Annotated in this window: 21 protein-coding genes; 17 read left to right on the top strand and 4 right to left on the bottom strand. The window is 70.1% G+C overall.

What is annotated here, in order from left to right; genetic code table 11:
* Positions 1-7: 7 nt before the first annotated feature.
* The 4 genes from ACLLJJ_RS25965 to ACLLJJ_RS25950 all read right to left on the bottom strand — a co-directional run bounded on the left by ACLLJJ_RS25965 (position 8) and on the right by ACLLJJ_RS25950 (position 2778).
* On the bottom strand, positions 8-709 hold the full coding sequence (locus ACLLJJ_RS25965) for a hypothetical protein (protein WP_434595856.1): 702 nt from the start codon (positions 707-709) through the stop codon (positions 8-10).
* 19 nt (positions 710-728) lie between these two features.
* Complete coding sequence (locus tag ACLLJJ_RS25960; RefSeq protein WP_434595854.1) at positions 729-1214, bottom strand: hypothetical protein; 486 nt, start codon at positions 1212-1214, stop codon at positions 729-731.
* Positions 1211-1771 carry a DUF4913 domain-containing protein gene (locus ACLLJJ_RS25955; RefSeq protein WP_185302565.1) on the bottom strand — a complete coding sequence of 187 codons (561 nt, stop codon included), beginning with the start codon at positions 1769-1771 and terminating at the stop codon, positions 1211-1213. The genes ACLLJJ_RS25960 and ACLLJJ_RS25955 overlap by 4 nt, the downstream gene beginning before the upstream one ends.
* 251 nt (positions 1772-2022) lie before the next feature.
* Complete coding sequence (locus tag ACLLJJ_RS25950) at positions 2023-2778, bottom strand: DNA-methyltransferase (RefSeq protein ID WP_434595853.1); 756 nt, start codon at positions 2776-2778, stop codon at positions 2023-2025.
* Positions 2779-3288: 510 nt separating this feature from the next.
* Here ACLLJJ_RS25950 and ACLLJJ_RS25945 point away from each other — a divergent pair.
* The 17 genes from ACLLJJ_RS25945 to ACLLJJ_RS25865 all read left to right on the top strand — a co-directional run bounded on the left by ACLLJJ_RS25945 (position 3289) and on the right by ACLLJJ_RS25865 (position 18492).
* Complete coding sequence (locus tag ACLLJJ_RS25945; protein WP_434595851.1) at positions 3289-4422, top strand: C40 family peptidase; 1134 nt, start codon at positions 3289-3291, stop codon at positions 4420-4422.
* A gap of 147 nt (positions 4423-4569) precedes the next feature.
* Positions 4570-4884, top strand: a complete 315-nt coding sequence (locus ACLLJJ_RS25940; protein ID WP_185298087.1) for a DUF6112 family protein — start codon at positions 4570-4572, stop codon at positions 4882-4884.
* Positions 4884-5570: a hypothetical protein gene (locus ACLLJJ_RS25935; protein ID WP_185298088.1), complete on the top strand. Its 687-nt coding sequence runs from the start codon at positions 4884-4886 to the stop codon at positions 5568-5570. The genes ACLLJJ_RS25940 and ACLLJJ_RS25935 overlap by 1 nt, the downstream gene beginning before the upstream one ends.
* Positions 5571-5606: 36 nt before the next feature.
* Complete coding sequence (locus ACLLJJ_RS25930) at positions 5607-6977, top strand: SCO6881 family protein (protein ID WP_185298089.1); 1371 nt, start codon at positions 5607-5609, stop codon at positions 6975-6977.
* Positions 6978-7058: 81 nt separating this feature from the next.
* The gene (locus ACLLJJ_RS25925; RefSeq protein ID WP_185298090.1) at positions 7059-8531 is read left to right on the top strand and encodes an SCO6880 family protein; all 1473 of its coding nucleotides are present in this window, start codon (positions 7059-7061) and stop codon (positions 8529-8531) included.
* Between the two features lie 129 nt (positions 8532-8660).
* Positions 8661-9125 carry a DUF6238 family protein gene (locus ACLLJJ_RS25920; RefSeq protein ID WP_185298091.1) on the top strand — a complete coding sequence of 155 codons (465 nt, stop codon included), beginning with the start codon at positions 8661-8663 and terminating at the stop codon, positions 9123-9125.
* 28 nt (positions 9126-9153) lie between these two features.
* Positions 9154-10668 carry a VirB4 family type IV secretion system protein gene (locus ACLLJJ_RS25915; RefSeq protein ID WP_185298092.1) on the top strand — a complete coding sequence of 505 codons (1515 nt, stop codon included), beginning with the start codon at positions 9154-9156 and terminating at the stop codon, positions 10666-10668.
* Positions 10669-10683: 15 nt separating this feature from the next.
* Entirely contained in the window at positions 10684-11244 is a 561-nt protein-coding gene (locus ACLLJJ_RS25910) for a hypothetical protein (RefSeq protein ID WP_185298093.1), read from the top strand.
* 119 nt (positions 11245-11363) lie between these two features.
* On the top strand, positions 11364-11540 hold the full coding sequence (locus ACLLJJ_RS25905; protein ID WP_185298094.1) for a hypothetical protein: 177 nt from the start codon (positions 11364-11366) through the stop codon (positions 11538-11540).
* Positions 11530-12483 carry a hypothetical protein gene (locus ACLLJJ_RS25900; RefSeq protein ID WP_374940072.1) on the top strand — a complete coding sequence of 318 codons (954 nt, stop codon included), beginning with the start codon at positions 11530-11532 and terminating at the stop codon, positions 12481-12483. Before ACLLJJ_RS25905 ends, ACLLJJ_RS25900 begins: the two co-directional genes overlap by 11 nt.
* 34 nt (positions 12484-12517) lie before the next feature.
* Positions 12518-13285 (top strand): hypothetical protein, encoded by a 768-nt coding sequence (locus ACLLJJ_RS25895; protein WP_185298095.1) that lies wholly within the window; start codon positions 12518-12520, stop codon positions 13283-13285.
* Positions 13286-13336: 51 nt separating this feature from the next.
* Entirely contained in the window at positions 13337-13879 is a 543-nt protein-coding gene (locus ACLLJJ_RS25890) for a hypothetical protein (protein WP_258049752.1), read from the top strand.
* A 290-nt stretch (positions 13880-14169) separates the two neighbouring features.
* Positions 14170-14967 (top strand): hypothetical protein, encoded by a 798-nt coding sequence (locus ACLLJJ_RS25885; protein WP_185298096.1) that lies wholly within the window; start codon positions 14170-14172, stop codon positions 14965-14967.
* Positions 14968-15069: 102 nt separating this feature from the next.
* Positions 15070-15816, top strand: a complete 747-nt coding sequence (locus ACLLJJ_RS25880; protein ID WP_434595845.1) for a hypothetical protein — start codon at positions 15070-15072, stop codon at positions 15814-15816.
* An 18-nt stretch (positions 15817-15834) separates the two neighbouring features.
* On the top strand, positions 15835-16443 hold the full coding sequence (locus tag ACLLJJ_RS25875) for a hypothetical protein (protein ID WP_434600524.1): 609 nt from the start codon (positions 15835-15837) through the stop codon (positions 16441-16443).
* A gap of 47 nt (positions 16444-16490) precedes the next feature.
* On the top strand, positions 16491-17285 hold the full coding sequence (locus ACLLJJ_RS25870) for a glycosyltransferase family 2 protein (protein WP_185302569.1): 795 nt from the start codon (positions 16491-16493) through the stop codon (positions 17283-17285).
* 16 nt (positions 17286-17301) lie between these two features.
* Positions 17302-18492, top strand: a complete 1191-nt coding sequence (locus ACLLJJ_RS25865; RefSeq protein WP_434595843.1) for a hypothetical protein — start codon at positions 17302-17304, stop codon at positions 18490-18492.
* Positions 18493-18578 lie beyond the last annotated feature (86 nt).

Below are 18578 nucleotides of genomic sequence, written 5' to 3'. Positions count from 1 at the left end.
CCCGGAGTCAGCGGCGGGGTCGAGTGGGGGCCGCGGGCCAGGTGCCGGGCCTTGGCGGTGCCGGTGCCGCGAAGGGCTGGCGCCTGCGGCTGCCGGCCAGGGCGGTGCGGCCCGCGTCGGTCAAAGCGACGGGCTGCCCGGCCGTCACGGAGTGGTCGGGATCCCGGGAGACCAGGCCGGCGGCTTCGAGCCGCTCCAGGTGGGCGTACGCGACCCTGGTGCCGGAGGCTGTGGGTACGGACATGCGCCCAGTGATCAGGTGCGTGTGCACCTTGGCGCCGCCCGCGATCGACAGCAGCGCCGCCTGGTCGGCGGCCGACAGCCGCTCCGGGACCTCCGGCTGCGATTGCTGGGCCGTGACCTGGATCGGCTCCAACGCGGCCAGCACCTGCCGTGCGGCCAAGTCGCGCACGTCGGCAGCCTCCTCCAGCTGGTCCACGGTGCGGTCGATGCGCTCGAACAGTGCGCCGTCGACGGGAAAGTCGCCGCTGGCCAGGCGGTGAAGGAGGGTGCGGTGGAAGGTCACCCCGGTCTCGGCCCTGGCCAGCTCCCGGTGCCGGTCGACCAGGTCGGTATGCGGTTCGTCGAGGATGCCGCGGTCGCGGTAGGCCCAGAGGGTGTCGACGTCCTGGCCGGTGACGACTTCGATGCGGTGGTCGAGTTGCGTTACGGAGCGCCGGGCTGCTGCCGGCAGGGGGTCTGGGGGCATAGGCGGGGGCTCCGTACGATCAGCGGGTGTGACCGGGCGAGGGGTGGTGCGCGGGGTGGGGAAGGCCCGGCATCGCGGAGGGCGGCGGGCTGGGCCTCGGCGCGGCGCTGCGGGGGGTGAGCTGCGGGGGGCGGGAGCGTGCCGCGTGGGTGCGGGCGCTCAGCGGCCGGCGGGCCATGCCCAGGCGGCGGCCGACCTCGTCGTAGATGTCGTTGCCGGCACGGGGCCGGACCGCGACGACGTGGATCTCTCGCCGTTGCGGGGAGCCCTCGGAGGCCGAGCGGAGTCCGTAGACAACGCGCCAGTCCTTCCGGGAGTCCACGACGATCTTGCGGTAGCCCTCCAGGTCGCCCGTGAGCCGAGGCCCGAAGCGCTCCGCGTTCACGACTTCCTGCAGGTAGGAGAGTGTGAGATCGCGGATGTCGCCGGGTGCCTGGAGGAGGTCGGTCAGGGCTCGGGGGTCGAAGCTCAGGCCGAAGGCCGGCTGCTGATGCCCGCCGGTCATGACGTCGGCTCGTCCGGCTCCGCGGGCTCGGCAGGCGCCGACGCGTCGGCTGTCGCCTTCTCGGTGCGCGCCGACGGCGGCGGGCCGGGAAGGAGCCGGTGGGCGGCACGGTCCGGGGAGGTCATGCAGGCCGACAGCGGCCCGCCCGGTGAACGGATCGCGGCGACGGCGTGGGTGAGGAAGTCGCGGTGCCACACGAACAGCCCTGACAGGCCGGCCTCCGGGTCTTTGTGCTGCTGGTAGGCCAGCCACAGGGCATGCAGCCAGGCCACGACGTCGTCGTGCTCCTGCCACTGCAGGCACCAGGGTGCCGCGGTGGTGACCTCCGCCCCGTAGACCGGCAGGAGGAAGTCGTCGACCCAGTCGGACAAAGCGTCAAGCTCGTCCTCGCGTTCCTCGCCGTCCAGCTCCATGATCGGGCGGGGCTCCGGTGGCGCGGCCGAGGGCGGTCCGCCGAAGCCCGGCATCCCGAACGCCGCGAACGGCGACGGGCTGCCGGGGTCCGGCGCCGACGCCAGACGGTCGAGCTGCTGCTCGTGCTGGGCCTGCCGGTCCATCAGCCGCCGGACCGTGGCCTCTACCCCCTCCGAGTCGGGATCCAGAACTCGGACTGGCTCCAGCTCCCCCTCGGACGAGGGCTCTACGGGTTCAGGCATGAGGAGAATGGCCTCCTAGAAGGCATGGAAATGGGGATGCAGAAGTCACGACGAGTGGATCGCTCGTCGAGCCGCAATAAATGAGTGGCGGGCCGTCGCTCTGAGCCAGAGAGCGATGACCAAATCCGCAGTCGAGAGGTGCGGTTGTAGCGTCAGGTGGTGAGCACCATGGCGTCCCGGGTGAGGGTTTCGCGGATCGTCTCGGTGAGCCGGTCGGCCGCGATCGACGCGTAGTGCTCGGTCTTCTCCACCCCGATGAAGTCGCGGCCTTCCAGCAGGGCGGCGACGCCTGTGGATCCGGAGCCGGCGCAGAAGTCCAGCACCGTGCCGCCCGGCGGGGCGATCTGCACCAGCTGCTGCATCACGGAGACGGGCTTCTGGGTGATGTGCTGGCGCTTGGACCCCGACGGCTGCGAGGCGCTGTAGAGACCGGGCAGATAGACCGGATTCTTAGCGGCGTCGATCTTGCCCTTGGCACCCCAGACGATGTACTCGCAGTCCTGGCGGAACTTGCCCTTCTGCGGCCTGGCCTGCGGCTTGTGCCAGGTCAGGACGCCCAGCCACAGCCACCCGGCAGCCTGGAAGGCATCTGTCGTAGCGGGGAGTTGGCGCCAGTCGGTGAACAGCAGCGCTGTGCCGCCGGTCTTCGTCATGCGGTGCGCTTCGGTCATGATCTGGGTCAGCCAGAGCGTGTACGAGCGCTGGTCCATGTTCTCGCCGGTGAAGTCGGGCAGGGAGTGCTGTGCATCGGCGGAGGTGTACTTCTGCTTCGCGGAGCGGCTCGTGCGCTCCTTCGCAGTCCGACCGCCGGAGTTGTACGGCGGGTCGGTGATGACGGAGTCGACGCAGTTGTCCGGCAGGCCGGCAAGGACGCTGAGAGCGTCGCCCTGGTGCAGGGAAAAAGGCAAAGAGGAACCCCAGTTCAGGCGTGGAAACACGGAAGGGAAAGCCCGTCTCGCAGGCGAGTCCCCGCAGGCCGGAATGGGGCATAGAGATGCCCGGGCCACAGATCGGGGAGAGCGAGGGGGAGTCCAAAAACTGTAGAGGTGAAATCGCCGACGACCAAGAAGTGTGGGCGGAGGGTGCGGTTTCCGATCCCTCGCGCCTACTTTTTGGTCAACCGCCAATTCGGGCCTACTGTTTTTGAACCGCCCGGCGCACACCGCCGCTGGCTACTTCCCACCATGCCTCTCGGAGGTTTCCCCTGCCCCGGCACACCTAGCTCTCGGCCCGGCCATGCGCGGCGAGCGGCAACTCGCCCGCACTGGCCTCCTCGATCGCCCACCACCGGCTGCCGCGCCCTTCCACCACGCCCTGCGTACGCGGCACGCCGGACACCGCACCCCGAAGGACACGTCCATGACGTCTCTCTACCCACCCATGCCCGTAATCGCTGACACGCGAGCGGTCCGCGCCGGTTGAAGGCGCTCGCCGCCGGCATCGGCGTCGTCTTCCTCTCCCCACTCCTGCTCGCCGGAACGGCCATGATGGTGGCCTCCTCCGCCGATGCCGTCCAGACCGCAGCGTTCTCCAGCGGCTGCCTGACCGACATCGATTCCGGCGAGGTCGCCAAGCAGGTTTCCAAGATCCTCGACGGGGCGTCCGGCAAGGACGTCAAGATCAAGGGCCTGGACCTGCCGGCCGAGCAAGTCCCCAACGCGCAGACGATCGTGGCCAGCGGCATCAGCCTTGACGTGCCCAAGAAGGGCCAGATCATCGCGCTCGCCACCGCGATGCAGGAATCGCGCCTGCGCAACCTCAACTACGGAGACCGGGACTCGCTGGGCCTGTTCCAGCAGCGCCCCTCCCAGGGCTGGGGCACGGCCCAGCAGATCCGCGACCCGGTCCACGCCTCCGAGCAGTTCTACAAGCACCTGCTCAAGGTGAGCGGCTGGCAGCAGATGACCGTCACCCAGGCGGCACAGGCCGTCCAGAAATCTGCCCTCCCCGACGCGTACGCGCAGTGGGAGGGCCTGTCGACCGCGCTGCAGAAGGCCATCGCCGCCACCTTCCCAGGCGCCGGCAAGGACAAGGTCGACAAGGCGCCGGACAAGGTCAAGGAGCCGACGGCCGACACCACCGGCTGCGCTCCGTCCAAGGACGGCTCCGGCTTCGGCCGCATACCCGAGGGGAGCGTCCCGAAGGGATACAAGATCCCCAAGGACGCCGACCCGAAGGCCCGCAAGGCGCTGGACTGGGCGATGCACCAGCTCGGAACCCAGTACCAGTGGGGCGGCAACTGCACCGACTCGCACGGCCCCGACCCGATGGGCCGCTGCGACTGCAGCTCGCTGATGCAGCAGGCATACGCCCACACCGGCGTCACCCTCACCCGTACTACGTACACGCAGGTCAACGAGGGCAAGCCGGTCTCACCGAGCAAGCTCCAGCCCGGTGACCTGATCTTCAGCCGCGGCACCGCGAGCCGTCCCGAACATGTCGGCATGTACATGGGCGAGGGCCTCGTCATCGAGGCGCCGCGCACATCGAAGCCGGTCCGGATCACCCCGATCAAGGACTGGGACATTTTGGCCGCCCGCCGCGTCCTCTGACGCCGCCTCTCCCGGACACCGCCCCGCCCGGACAGCACCTCCGGGCGGGCCTGTGCCGCGGCCGTCTCCCGCACCCCGAGCGCTACCTCCCCCCTTCCCCGCCGGCCCCTCGCCTGGCCCGCGTACGCAAGGAGCCCCACCACGCCCATGCCCTTTCCCCTCGCAGACCGCGTCATCCAGCTCGCCTACGACCCAGGCATCAAGCCCCAGGGCGGCGGCCTGCCCGGCCTCGCCGTCCTGAAGAACGTCGTCAACAGCATCAACATGTTCGGAATCATCGCCGTTGTCGGTGCCCTCGCCGTCTCCCTCGGCGTGTGGGCCTGGGGCCACCACACCGGCGGCCACCAGGCCGAAGCCAACGGCAAGAAGGGCGCCGTCGTCGCCGCCGGCGCCGCCCTCGGCCTGGGCGCCGCGAACGGCATCGTCGCGTTCTTCTCGGCCCTCGGCTCGCAGGTCCAGTAATGCAGAAACGATTCCCCTCCGTCTCCTTGTCCTCCTACCGCATCGGCTGGTCGGCCAACAAGCGCATCGCCATCGTCGCGATCGTGGTCACCGCCCTGCTCGCCATCGCCGCTACCGTCGCCTGGCTGAGCGGGAGCAACGAGCAGGGCCAGGAACACGCTTCCCCGTCCCCGGCGAGCAGCCCTTCCTCCTCCGAGGCCGCCCCGAAGCCCGCCGCCGGATCGGGGTCAGTGCTCAAGCCTCCGCAGATCGCCGAGCCCGTCGAGTACGCCAAGGCCGCGGCCCAAATGCTGTGGTCCTACGACAGCCGCAACACCAGTCGTGACCAGCAACTCGCCGGTATGCGCGCGTGGATGACCGAGGAGACCACTTACGCCGACTGGGCGTCGGTCTCCGGCCAGGTCCCCGACCCGGTCCTCTGGTCGCGCATGGCCGACCAGGACCAGCACGCCAGCGCGTCCGTCACCGAGGGCCACTTCCCCTCCGCGTTCAAGGCGGCCCTGGCCGACGACCCGTCCGCGATCACGCAGGCGTACATCTACGTCGTCACCGTCAACGGCAAGCAGCAGATCGCCTGGAAGAAGGGCGGCGGCGGAGCCGAAGAGCGCGCCGTGACCCTCGCCGTGCAGTGCCGCCCCGACCACGACTGTTCCCTGGCCGCCATCGCTCCGAACGTCACCCAGTGACCCGCGCCTGACACAAGAAAGGAGGAACGACTCCCCGTGGGTTTCTGTGACTTCCCCCTGGCAGACAAGCTGTGCTCCGTCGGTGACGCCGTCGACTTCGCCTCCGACCCCGGCAAGGCCATCGGCGACTGGCTCGCGAAGTCAGCCGGCGAACTTGCCGCCGCGGCTGCCGACTTGGCAGCCAAAGCGGTCAACACCACGACCAACGTCGACTTGAACGCCGACTGGTTCCGCGACAACTACGAGATGCTGCTGCCGCTGGGCCTGGTCCTTCTCGTCGCGACATTCTGCGCGCAGCTCGTCAGAGCCGCCATCAAACGCGACGGGCAGGCCCTCACCCAAGCACTGACCGGCACCATATCGGGCGTGATGTTCGCCTTCTGCGCCATCGCCCTGACCACCGTCGCCATCGAGGTGGTCGACGCCATCTCCAACGGGCTGTTCAAAACCGCGCACCTGAACATCGAGACGGCCGTGCGCCGCATCGTGAAGGTCAACCAGATCGCCGGCCTGTCCGGGCTGGGCTGGCTCCTCCCGGTGGTCACCGGGCTCGGCGCCGCCGCCGGAGCCATCCTCTACTGGTGCGTGATGATGGTCCGCAAGGTCGGCATCCTCGTCATGGTCACCCTGGCGATCTTCGCCGCAGCAGGCGGCGGCTGGGAGGTCGCACGCCGCTGGCGCAAGGGCTGGATCGAAGCCACCGCTACCCTCGTGGTCTCCAAGCTCCTGATGACCGTGATCTTCGTTCTCGGCATCGCCGCCATGGGCAAGACCGAGGCCAAGGACGGCGTCGGCGCACTCGCCGACGTCATGGCCGGCATCGTGATCATGGTCTTGGTGTTGCTCTGCCCCTACGCCGTCTTCAAATTCGTGCACTGGGCTGCCGACGGCACCGACGGAGAGTCCATCCACCGCGCCGGTGGTGCCGGAGCCCAGGTCGCCAAGCAGCACGCCGAGAAGGCCGCCCGCAAGGCAGCCTCCGCAGCCGCCACCGCCGGAACCGGCGGCGCGGCGGCCGGAGCGGGAGCAGGCGCAGCCCCGCAGGGCCCCGACGGCGGAGGCGGCTTCCCCGGCGACATCGCCTCCAACCCCACGGAGGGAGGCGGCGGCAAGGAAGGTTCACTCGGCGGCACGGGCGTCTCGCCCGGCGCAGACGCCATCGAGTCCGGTGTAGAGAAGGCAGTCCAGCCCCCGCCGACGAGCGCCTCCGACGACACCAGCGGCCAGGTGGGCGGCAGCTCCGGACCCGGCGGCTCCGGAGCGAGCACCGCCTCCGGTCAGGAGGGCGGATGGCAGTCTGCCCCGCCGACCACGACCCCGCCACCACAGGGCGCACCGCCGTCCTCCGGCTCACAGAACGCCACCACCGGAGGAGCGGCTCCACCGCCGCCGCCGAGCGGCCTCTGATCCTCTGTCCGCTTACCGGGGGCGGGACGCACTCCACGCCTCCCGCCCCCGGGCCCCACCAGAGCTCCCAGGACCTGCCACTTGACTGACCTCTCCGCCGCCCCGGTCACGGTGAAATTCCCGCACCGGTCCCGCCGCGGCATCCTCCTCGGCCTCTCCTTTCCCCAACTCATACTCGTTTCAGGTGCGTTGGCACTGCTGTTGGTGACGGTGGTCTCCACCGGCCTGATCGGCGCCGTCGCCCTGACCCCGCTGTGGGCTGCAACCGGTGCGCTCGTCACGATCCGCCGGCACGGCCGCTCACTGATCGACTGGGCGCCGATCGTCGCCCGCTACGCCCAGCGCCGGCGCGCCGGCCAGACACTCTGGCTCGCCCGGCCCGTCACCCGGCCCCGTCAAGACGGTGTCCTCCATCTGCCCGGCACCGCGGCCTCCCTCAAGGTCGTCACGCCCGGCGACTCAGCCAACGGGGCCGCAGCCGTGCACGACCCGCACCGCCAGACCCTGACCGCCATCGCCCGCGTCACCAGCCGCGCCTTCGTCCTGCTCGACCCCGCCACTCAGAACCACAACGTCAACAGCTGGGGACGCGCACTGGCAGGCATCGCCCGCACCGGGCACATCGCCACCGTCCAGGTACTGGAGCGCACCGTCCCCGACAGCGGAGACACCCTCACTCGCCACTGGGCCCAGAGCGGTCAGCCCCAGGCCCCGGTCGCCGGACAGATCTACTCCGAGCTGGTCGCCTCGGCCGGCCCCGCCGCCGCGCCGCACGAGACCTACCTCGCCATCTCCCTCGACCTGAAGGCCGCCAGGCGCCTGATCTCGCAGGCAGGCGGCGGGTTGCCTGGCGCGTTCACCGTCATGGAGCAGACCACCGCGTCCATCGCCCAGGCCGCCCGGAACTCCGGACTGATGGTGGCGGGGTGGCTGAGCTCGCGGGAGATCGCCGCCGTCGTGCGCACCGCCTACGACCCCAAGGCCCTCGCCGCACTCCAGCAGTGGTCGGAGACCGGCCGCGCCGAGGCGGACCCCGCAGCCGCCGGCCCCGTCGTCCAGTTCGAGGAGTACGACCGCCTCGCCACCGACTCCGCCCGCCACGCCACGTACTGGGTGGAGAACTGGCCGAGGACCGAGATGGGAGCGGGCTTCCTCCACGGGATCATGTTCACGGCCGGAGTACGGCGCAGCCTGTCCCTTATATACGCGCCCCAGGGGCTCGAGTCCGCACTGCGGGACGTCCAGCGGAAGAAGGCTGCGATCATCGCCGACGCGAACGAGCGCGCCCGCAAGGGACAGGTCGACAGCGAAGAGGACTCCGTCGAGTACGCCGACGTCAAGACACGAGAGCGTCAGCTCATCGCAGGACACGCCGACGTCGCCCTGACCGGCCTGGTCACCGTCACCGCCGAGACCGATGCCCTCCTCGACGCCGCCTGCGCACAGATCGAGACCCACGCCGTCACCTCGGGAGTCGACCTGCGACGGCTCAACTACCAGCAGCCCGACGCCTTCGCGCTCACCGCACTGCCCCTCGCCCGGACCGCGCTGTGACCGGGGCACAGCTCACCACCGGTGCCGCTCCGCACCTGGTGGATGAGGTCTTGGCCAAGCCCGCCGCCAGTCGATCGCACTGCGGCGACCGCCACAGCCCCTGTCTCCCGGCAGGAAGGACCGCCACCTTTGACCTCTCCCACGCGTCCGAACGACGCGCATCCCTATCTCCGGGCAGCGAGCGCCGGAGTCCGCCACCACACCCGCGCCCTGGTGCAACCGGGCGTCGCCCCGGCCAAGCCAGTCGACCGTGTGCACCTCGACGTACTCCACGCTCACCTCACCGCCCTGCACCAGCTCCTCGACCGGCTCGCCGAGACCGCCCGGCCGCCGCACCCCGCCGCAGGCCGGCACCTCACCACCGCGCACACGCGCCTCTGGCAGGCCACCACCGAGATCCACTCCGCCTTCCACCTACTGCCCAGCCACACGGCGCCAGAGAGTACCCAGACGAACGAATGCCATCCGGAACGGCTCCCCGACGGACCACCCGTGCTGACTATCTGCCAGCGCCACCTCACTGCCGGACACGTCATCCGGCGCAAGACCACTCCCACCGATCTCCGCTCGCACACCACGGCCTGCGTGCGATGAGCACCACCCGCAGAATCGAGGGCCCCTGATGAACCACCGGCCCGCCCGTCGAGCCCGCCGCGCCAGCGCCAGCCCCCTGTTCACCCCCCACGGAACGGACCGGGCCAGCCGCAAAGAGGCCCGCCGCCAACTCTCCGAAGCCACCGCCAAGGCCCGTGCCGAAGCAAGCACTCATCCGGCAAGCGGCACTCCCGCCGAGAACGAGACTCCCGCCGCGCTCTACCCCCCGAGCGGACGCCCAGGACCCGCCTCGGCCCGCAAGAACCGGCTGAAGCTGCCCGCCCACCGCATGACGACCGCCGTGGCCGCCGGCGCCTACCCCTTCCTCGCCGAAGGGGGCCTCGGCGCCGAAGGCATCTACATCGGCCGAGACGTCCACGCCGAGGCATCGTTCGTCTTCGACCCGTTCGCCCTGTACGGCAAAATCGAAGGTTTCACCAACCCCAACATTTTGCTGGCCGGCGTGATCGGCCAGGGCAAGAGCGCCCTGGCAAAGAGCTTCGCATTGCGTTCGGTCGCCTTCGGCTACCGCGTCTACGTGCCGTGCGACCCCAAGGGCGAGTGGACGCCCGTGGCCAACGCGTTGGGGGGCACGTCCGTTGCCCTCGGCCCCGGGCTCCCCGGCAGGCTCAACCCCCTGGACGCGGCCCCACGCCCGGAGAGCATCGCCGAGGCCGACTGGGTCGGTGAGATTCGCAAGCGGCGCCTCCTCCTCCTCGGCTCCCTCGCCCGGACCGTCCTCGGCCGGGACCTGCTGCCCATGGAACACACCGCCCTGGACATCGCCCTCGACACCGTCGTCACCCATGCCACCGACACCGGCCGCACCCCGCTCCTCGGGGACGTCGCCGCCACCCTCAACAACCCCGTCGCGCTCGACGAGGCCGCCGGGATGATGTCAGGACGACTCGGTGACGCAGCCCGAGACCTGGCCCACGCCATGCGGCGGCTGATTCACGGTGACTTGGCCGGCATGTTCGACGCCCCCTCCACCGTGGCCTTCGATCCCAACGCGCCGATGCTCACCATCGACCTGTCCCGACTCGGCGGCTCCGGCGACGACACCGCGCTCGTCCTGGCGATGACCTGCGCCTCCGCCTGGATGGAATCCGCCCTCACCGACCCCAACGGCGGGCGGCGCTGGATCGTGTACGACGAGGCATGGCGCCTGATGCGCCACGCCGGCCTCCTGCAACGCATGCAGGCCCAGTGGAAGCTGAGCCGCGGCCTCGGCATCGCCAACCTCATGGTCATCCACCGGCTGTCCGACCTGCTCACCGCAGGCGACGCCGGTTCGCAAGGCCGCGCGCTCGCCGAGGGCCTCCTCGCCGACTGCAGCACCCGCATCATCTACCGCCAGGAAACCGACCAACTTCACGCTGCGGCCTCGCTGCTCGGCCTGACGTCCGTGGAGATGGACGCCATCGCGCACCTCAACCGGGGCCGCGGGCTCTGGAAAGTCGCCGGACGATCTTTCATCGTGCAGCACCTCCTGCACAGCCACGAGCTGGCGCTCTTCGACACCGACGCCCGCATGCATTGAAAAGCAAAGGGGCTCATGAATCCCGATATCCAACGCGAACTGATACCCCGCGACGACACCCTCCAACTTATCGGAGCACTCGACGAGATGAGGGCCAAACTCGCTGGCTCCGCCGAACAGTGGCACCTGCTGGACGACACCGGTCACGTGCCCGCCTCGGCCTCATACGCCGACCTGATCCAGCACTCCGAAATCGCACAGTCCCTCGCCCACGGCGTTGTCCAAATGGTCGCCGAGTTCGCCCGGACCCCGCACAGCACGAATCGAGCCGGCAGCACCGTCCTCACCCACCTCGCGACGGCCGCCACCATGTCGAGCTACGCAGCCCCGCACTTCGCCGACACCGCAGAAGCCGCTCTGGCCCTACCCCAGTCCCGCGACAATCAGTTCCTGGAAAACCGCATGGCCGTGCACCACGCCACCGCCCGTGCCTATCTGCGGCGGTCGTCGGAATCGCTCCGTGACGCGGTCAAGGAACTCCACGCCCACCTCGACCTCCACCGCTTCTTCCCGACGTACACCCTCCAGGAAGCAGTAACGCCTCCGCCGCCAAGGCCGAGCACGCGCCACCGATAGCCCGCGCTAGTGCCGATGCCGGCGCCATACAGCCAAGGAGCACCCTGAACCGCCCCGCCCATTACAGCGACGCAGACTGGGCCGAGTACCAGCAGTGCCAAGCCGAACACGATGACCTGATGGATCAGGTCGCCGACCGCGAAGCGCAGATGGAACACGGCCTGATCGACACGTACGACGAGTACGAATTCGACTTCTCCCCGCTACCACCGCCGCAGCAACCGCCGCAGCCCGCACGCCGGATGCCGTCCCTGCGCCGTACGCGTGCCCCGCACGGGAGCAACCGTGCCCGCTGACGGCAAGGGCACCCCGTACGCCGTCCGCGCTGGTACGCGCGACATGCCGGGTGATGCTTCTCCGCTCGCTCCGCTCCCCGACCACCGCGATGTGCACACCTCTCGGTGGGAGGTGCTGTGGCAGCGCCACGCACACCTCACTACACCCCTGCGGCAGCGCGGGCTGGAGTGCGACATCGAGTTCGGCCTCAGTGCCTACATCGTCCGCGTGTCGCTCCCCGACGACAGCTACCTGATCATCAGCCCGCCGCAGGAGCCTCCTCCGGACCGTCTGCCGGGGGACCCGGAGGGGTGGATCGTGACCCGCCAGCACACCGAGCGCCATGAGCTGTTCGAGTTGATCTACGACTCGGCTCCCTCCACCGATCCCAGCGCCCCGGAGCGGCCCGAAGCACGCCACGGTGGCAGTGCCTCACACCTGATCGAGGCCGTCGACCAGCGGCTCATCCAGCTCGGGCTGCTCGCCGTTCCTCCCTCGTCGGCCGGAGACCCGCTCGTGTCGGCAGTCAAACAGCGCGGCGCTCACCAAGCCCAGCACGGTGCGGCCGGGAAGGAGCAACACGGCGCCTACCTCTACGGCGACGCTCTCCTCGCTCTCACCGACCGGCTCAACGGAACCGACTCGCATGTGGAGGCCGCCGAGCTGCTGCACCAGATCCTGGACCCGACGGACGGCCTGCTGGAGCGGCTCGGCGAATTCTTCGAAGCAGCCGGGGAGAAGGCAAAGGAAGCTGAGGAGGACGACGGCTTCGATCTGTCATACGACTTCGCGGACGCCGCTGCCGAGATCAGGAACCTCGGGGAGGTGCTGCACGTGGCCGAGGAACGGATGCGCTCCCTTACCGCACCCCCGCAGCCCCACCGGCCAGCAGCACTCTCGACCCACGCGCCAGCCCTGCCGCCTACCGCCCTTCCTCCCGCCCGTCCACGGCACACACGCTGATGCCGCAACCCATCCGCGTCGCACCCAGGAGCCCATGCCCACGCAACGCACCGACCTCTCCGCCTTCGCCGCCGGCCTCGCCGAGCGCCTGCCCGGCGCCTGGACCAGCACGTACCAGCGCCACGCGGAGTACAAGGACCAGTTCCCCACCACCAACCAGCTCTGGGATTCCGGCCACGTCGGCTACATCGTCAGCACGTACGTTCTCGCTCACGACGCCGTCCTGCATGGCCCCGAGAACCAGCGGCTCTACGTCAGCGACAGGCCCCGGAATCCGCGCCAGTTCGTCGTCGCCCCGCTCGAACCCGACGACGATGACCTCAAGCCCCATCACTTCGACGAGGTCGAGGAACCCCACGGCATCGCCGTCGCCAACGACCCCGCGCGTGCCGCCGCCGACGTCACCCGCCGGGTACTGCCCCGATACGAGCAGGCTCTGCACGAGCTGTTCCGCTACGCGGTGGACCAACCCGAACCCCCGCACCGCCCCGCCCCACCACAGGTCTCCCAGGTCCTCACCCTGACGATGTACGACGACGGAGCCCTGGGCGCTCCGTACAAAAGCGTGCCACCTGATGCCCGTACGACGCTGTACGACGCCGGCTTCAATTACCACCCGCACCAGGCAGCCTTCCTCCTGTCCGCCGAACTCGGCGAGAGCGTGCACGCACTCCGCGTCCAGGCCGTGGCCCAACAGCTCACCGCCAAGGGCATCGGCGTGAACCTCCGCCACTGCGCACCCCGCACCAGCCCCGGGCTTCCGCCTGCGCCACCGCAGACCGCCCGCGCGCACCACCGTTGATCCAGACCGCACGTGCCCCACGGAGTTCCCCTGCTTTCCGAATACGACGCCATGAGCCAACTGCGCGCAGTGGCCGAGCGCATCTACCGGGCGGCCGACGAGATGCCGCTCACCGGCATATCGCAGTTCCCCCGCGACAGCCTCGACGAACTGGACGAAAGCGCCCGCGAGATCGCCGGACTGTTCATCCACATCGCGACCGCCGCCGCGTACGCCGACCGTGAGACGACCGGCCGTCCAGGTCAGACGGACGAGGCAACTCAGCGCCGCGTCACCGCACTGACGCGCGTCGCGGGCACTGTGGGACGCGCCCTCGCCGACCTCGGTGAAGCCGTCGCCCACGCCGGCGGCCTGCACCAGGTTGCCCGCCTACCCCGCTCTTCGGAACGCGCCAAAACCGAGCGTTCCCTGCGCACCGCACTCGACGACCGGCTCGACAGCGCCCGCCGCCACCTCCACGAGGCGGGCCGCCAGCTCTACGCCGACACCGAACGGCTCACCCCGCCGCGCACCCCCCGCAGCGCCCAAGCTCCGTCCCCGGTACCCGTCGCCCCACGACCCGCCACGCCGACCGCCACCCCCCGCACTCACTGATCACCGACCTGAAGAACTCTGGAGCCCCCATCCGTATTGCCCGTCGCACCCTGCCGCTGCTCGGCTCCGCCGTCGCTCTCGCCCTGGCTCTGACCAGCTGCGCCAACGACAGCAACAGCCACGGCAACGAGAAGGGCCCCAGCGCCCGCACCACGCCGAAGCCGACGCCCGCCCTCAGTACCACCCAGGCCCGGGACGTCATCACCCACTACGCAAAGATCAACAACGAGGCCAACGCCACACGCGACCGCGCCCTGCTCGACACTGCCGAGGACGGCCCGCTGTACGCGATGTCCGTCTCGGACTACACCGAGACCGAGGGCCTGCCCAAGGCTGACCGCAAGCCGTACAAGCCGTGGTCCTACGACACCGCGAGCGCCAAGCTGTACATCCCGCGGCTGACCCCGGGACAGGACCGCTGGTTCGCTGCCGCACTCTCGGACCAGAAGGGCAAGGCACCCTCGCGCCTGGCCGTGTTCGCCGAACGACCCCAGAACAAGCGCTGGGAGCTGGTCTCCGTCGTCGACCCTGAAGGCAAGAAGCTGCCCGACGTCGCCCTCGACCAGGACGGCTACGCAACGGCCGTCGCCGCCAACGGCAACAAGCAACTGGCAGCCGGCGCTGACCTTCTGCGGTCCGCGGTCCTCGACAACTTCGCCACCGGCGGCATGAATACCGGCACGAAGGTCTTCGAGCCGACCGTGGCGAGCAAGCAGCAGATCGAGGTCCACGACAAGACCGGCACCCGGTACGGAGACCAGGGCACCACCGTCTTCGCCGGTGCCGCCAACCGCTACAAGGACGCCTACGCGCTCAAAACGAGCGACGGCGGCGCCCTGATCCTCTTCTCCCACACGCACACCCAGACCGACGCCGTCGCGCACTCCGGCCTCCAGATCAACCCCGGCAAGGACGACCGGGCCTGGCTCCACGGCGTGCCGCGCAGCTCCATCCAGTACACGTTCGTGTGCAACGACGCCGCCACCGTCCCCGCGAAGGCCGCCCCGTCCCGGCTCATCGGCTACACCTGCGCGCGCACCGACGCCTCCGGCCCGCCAGTCGCTTCCGGATGGTCGGACCGCGCGTAGGCCATCCCCTCACCCCAGGGCCGAATCGGGCCCGGCTTCCCCCAACCCTCCGGGGCCCCGCCCGCTGGTCCGGGCCCCGGACAGCAGCCCACGGAGATGCCCTTGCCCCACCACAACCTCACCGCATTCGTCCACGCCGTCGGCACCCGACTGCCCGGCCGCTGGCAGGCCGAAGCCCACCCCACGTCACTGGCAGAAGACCCGGCCAGCGACCGCATCTGGAACTCCGGCCCCCTCGCCTACACCGCGCACCGCAGCTCCCCGACCCACCGGTCGGTCCTCACCTCGGCCAGCGGAATCCAGCTGTACGTCACCGAACACCCCTCCCGAAAAAGCCAGTTCGTCGTGGCGCCGATGCTCCCCGCAGGGACCAAGCACGACCACACTGCCGGGGTCGCCGCCCCTAAGGCCGTCACGGTTCCCGCCGATCCGGTGCGCGCCGCCGCTCTGGTCCGCCGCCGTCAGCTGTTCGACTACCGCGTCGCATCGATGATGGCGCAGAGCAGAGCTGGCGCCGGACCACACCTGCCCGTCGACATCACCCTCGGCACCGACGGCAGGCCCCGCGTGACCACTGTCTACGCGCGCGCCCTGTACGAACTCCTGGGAAGAGAAGGCTTCCTCCTCGACCCCGCGTCCGGCAAGTGCTACCTGCCCGAGACCGTCGAGGACCCCATTCCCCGCACCCGCCAGGCCGCGCAGCGGCTGGCCGACATCGGTTTCAGTCCCACGTTTCCGGAAGGCGACAACAACGCTGCCTCCGCCAGCGGAACGCAGGGCTTCTCTCCGTCCGCTCCGGCCGGCCCGCCTCCGCTCGCTCCGGCCCGCACGCACCGTGCACCGCGCTGACCGACTCCGAACGCCAACATCCCGACTGTGGAGACCTCTCTGTCCACTCGATCCTTCATCGCCCGCCCCACCGACCCCCTGCACTACAGCGGTATCCAAGTCCGCCTCGACGGAGTACCCAGCCACCACCTCCCCCTGCTCCTGACCGCCTACCACCACAAGTTCGGGCGCGACCTAGAGGCCATGTCCTGCCACCTTGTCGACAATGTCGCCATCGGCTGGGACCAGCTGGGAACCGATCTCCTCGACGACGCCCCGCCCGCGCTCATAGCCGCGCTGACCGGCGGTGAGCAGTGGCCCAGCCGCCCGCTGAACCTGATCACCCCGAACGGGTCCCCGCCGGTGCGCATGACGGTCACCGACTACACCGCTGACGCCCAGGACATGCAGTGGGGCTACATCCTGCACAGGGAAGGCATCGAAGTGGTCAGCCTGCTCCACGAAGACCTCGGCCCGCTCGTGGACTGGTCCACCGACCCTCGCACCGTCTTCAGCGACGACCCGGAGCACTGGTCCTCCCTCGATCCCGCACCGGTCATCCAGGCTGTCCGCAACACGGCGCCCCAGAACGCACCTGTCGCAGTCCCCGCGACGGCCAGCCCTCAGCGCACCGTCGCGCACCGCTAGTCGCCCCTTCGTCTCCGGAGACTCCTCTGCCCCCGCACGCCACGCCCCTGATCACCGTCATCATCGCCAGCCGCCTGCGGGAGGACCGGCTCGGCTACCTGAGCGCCATGCACGCCAGCCTCACCCGGCAGTCCGTTCCCTGGGAGGCGATCATCTCGCTCGACGGGGTCTCTCCCGACCGCCTGCCCGCCCCGCTCGCACAGGACTCTCGCGTCCGCACCCTTGCCCTGCCTCGCCCGGTCGGCGCCGCATGCGCCCGAAACCTCGCCCTCCCGCTGGTCCGCACCCCGTACTGCAACTGGGCTGACGACGACGATGAGTTCACCGACGACGCCATGTCCGTGCGGCTGAACACTCTGGAATCGGCCGGGGTTGGCTGGTGTGCCGGATGGAGTGAGGACCGATACCTGGACGGGACCACTCGACTGTGGCGGTGCCCCGCCCCGCCCGGCCGGCACGAGGCCGGCGATGTGTGGACGTACTGGAAGTCCCCGGCAGACACCATTCCGATCGGGCCGACGACGATCCTCGCTCGCACCGAACTCGTACGCGCCGCCCCGATGGGTGGCCTCGTCCAGGGCGAGGACTACTGCACGGCCGTCGGCATATCGAATCTCGCCCCCGGGATTCTGCTGCCCACCCCCGTGTACAGATACCGAAAGCACGCAGGCCAGCTCACGGCCCAGCCCGGATACGACCTGCTGGAGACGGCGGCCCGCGAGCACGCCTGGCAGTACGGCCGCAGCCTGCGCTCCCTCCTCCGCGACCACCAGCCGACGCCCGCGCTCAGTGTCCGGCCGCCGGAACTTGCCGCAGGGCCGCCCGCTCGCGCGCGCCTCTGACCTCGGGACTACCCACATGACCAACCCGCCCACCGCGGAAATCATCCTCTCGACCAGCCACACCCACGGCCTCGTCGCCATCGCTGCCGGCGAGGAGTTCCTCCAGGCCCGTGACGCCCTGCAGGAAGCCGGGTTCAGCCGCCTGCCCGGCGGCGCCTTCGCCGCCCCGCTGAGCGAGGCACAGGAAGCCCGCGACACCGCCAGCGCCCTGGTGCACCGCGCGCACGAACACGGCGCGAGCATCACCACCAGCAGCCGCCCCTACCTCGGCGACACCGGCCAGGAGATCGCCGCCCGACTGCCCGGCACCTGGAGCGCAAAGGTGGAGATCTATCCCCGCAAGCACTGGCAGGAGGACATCGTCGGCTCGCTGTGGGACAGCGGAGACCTCCTGAAGGCCATGCTCGACGTCCATATTCCGTGTGCGGTGGTGCTGAACAACCAGGCCGGCACCGAGCTGATGCTGATCGAACGTCCCGGGCACGCCAGCGGCTACCTGGTGGGCGCCTTCGCCACCGAGGAGTACGACGACAACTGGGACGAGCCGAACGCGCCGCGCAGCATCCCGCTGCCCGCTGCGACGGACCTCGCCGCACGCGCTGTCGCCCACACCTTCCTGCCCGCCTACCGCAGGGCCCTGCACCACCGGCGGCTCGACACCGTCATGACCGCACTGGACCGGATCCGTCCGGAGCACGAGACGCTGCAGGCGGTCAAGGAGTCCGGCCGGTTCAGCGAAGGCGTGCCGCTCGCCAACTCGCGCCTGCTGCCGGAGATGGAGCGTGCATTCGCCGACCACGCCTGGCTCTCCTTCCGTGACGTCCTGCAGCACGCCCCGCTCCTGCTCAGCCGGTGCCGGCCCACCGCGAGCCCTTGGCCCCAGGACGCTGCCGCGATGGCCCGGCTGCGCGACGCACTCGCCGGCAGCCAGGACGCGTGGGCGGATTTCAATGACCTGCGCACGGAGCTGTACTCCATCCCCGCGGTCCTGCCGGCCCACGAGTGGAGCCAGGTGCGCAGCACGCTCGGCACCGCCGTCCTACCCGCGATCGAGACCTGGCTCGCGGACAGCGAGGCGTTCGAGCGCCAGGCCCGCGCCGCCGTCCCCGGCGGGCAGGTGGCCCTGTCCGCGCCCAGCCCCCGTCTGCTCACCACCCGCCCGGCCCAGCCCCCTGCGTCCCGGCCAGCGGCGAACGCACACCTGTAAATGCCGTAGAGAAGAGGACTTCCCCTGTCTGACCAATTCCGCTTCGGTACCCACCCCGACCTGGGCTTCGTCGCCGCCGCCTCCCC

Origin of the sequence: Streptomyces sp. A5-4 (assembly GCF_051131715.1) — a bacterium.
In the GTDB taxonomy this organism is placed as follows: domain Bacteria; phylum Actinomycetota; class Actinomycetes; order Streptomycetales; family Streptomycetaceae; genus Streptomyces.
This window is presented reverse-complemented; position numbering and strand designations above follow the sequence as displayed.

Excerpts from the sequence above, each read along its gene's own strand:
- ACLLJJ_RS25885 (WP_185298096.1), top strand. The coding sequence starts at position 14,170 with ATGTCCGTCTCGGACTACACCGAGACCGAGGGCCTGCCCAAGGCTGAC.
- ACLLJJ_RS25915 (WP_185298092.1), top strand. The coding sequence starts at position 9,154 with ATGAACCACCGGCCCGCCCGTCGAGCCCGCCGCGCCAGCGCCAGCCCC.
- ACLLJJ_RS25890 (WP_258049752.1), top strand. The coding sequence starts at position 13,337 with ATGAGCCAACTGCGCGCAGTGGCCGAGCGCATCTACCGGGCGGCCGAC.
- ACLLJJ_RS25940 (WP_185298087.1), top strand. The coding sequence starts at position 4,570 with ATGCCCTTTCCCCTCGCAGACCGCGTCATCCAGCTCGCCTACGACCCA.
- ACLLJJ_RS25895 (WP_185298095.1), top strand. The coding sequence starts at position 12,518 with ATGCCCACGCAACGCACCGACCTCTCCGCCTTCGCCGCCGGCCTCGCC.
- ACLLJJ_RS25960 (WP_434595854.1), bottom strand. The coding sequence starts at position 1,214 with ATGACCGGCGGGCATCAGCAGCCGGCCTTCGGCCTGAGCTTCGACCCC.
- ACLLJJ_RS25865 (WP_434595843.1), top strand. The coding sequence starts at position 17,302 with ATGACCAACCCGCCCACCGCGGAAATCATCCTCTCGACCAGCCACACC.
- ACLLJJ_RS25935 (WP_185298088.1), top strand. The coding sequence starts at position 4,884 with ATGCAGAAACGATTCCCCTCCGTCTCCTTGTCCTCCTACCGCATCGGC.
- ACLLJJ_RS25955 (WP_185302565.1), bottom strand. The coding sequence starts at position 1,771 with ATGGACCGGCAGGCCCAGCACGAGCAGCAGCTCGACCGTCTGGCGTCG.
- ACLLJJ_RS25965 (WP_434595856.1), bottom strand. The coding sequence starts at position 709 with ATGCCCCCAGACCCCCTGCCGGCAGCAGCCCGGCGCTCCGTAACGCAA.
- ACLLJJ_RS25910 (WP_185298093.1), top strand. The coding sequence starts at position 10,684 with ATGAATCCCGATATCCAACGCGAACTGATACCCCGCGACGACACCCTC.
- ACLLJJ_RS25905 (WP_185298094.1), top strand. The coding sequence starts at position 11,364 with ATGGATCAGGTCGCCGACCGCGAAGCGCAGATGGAACACGGCCTGATC.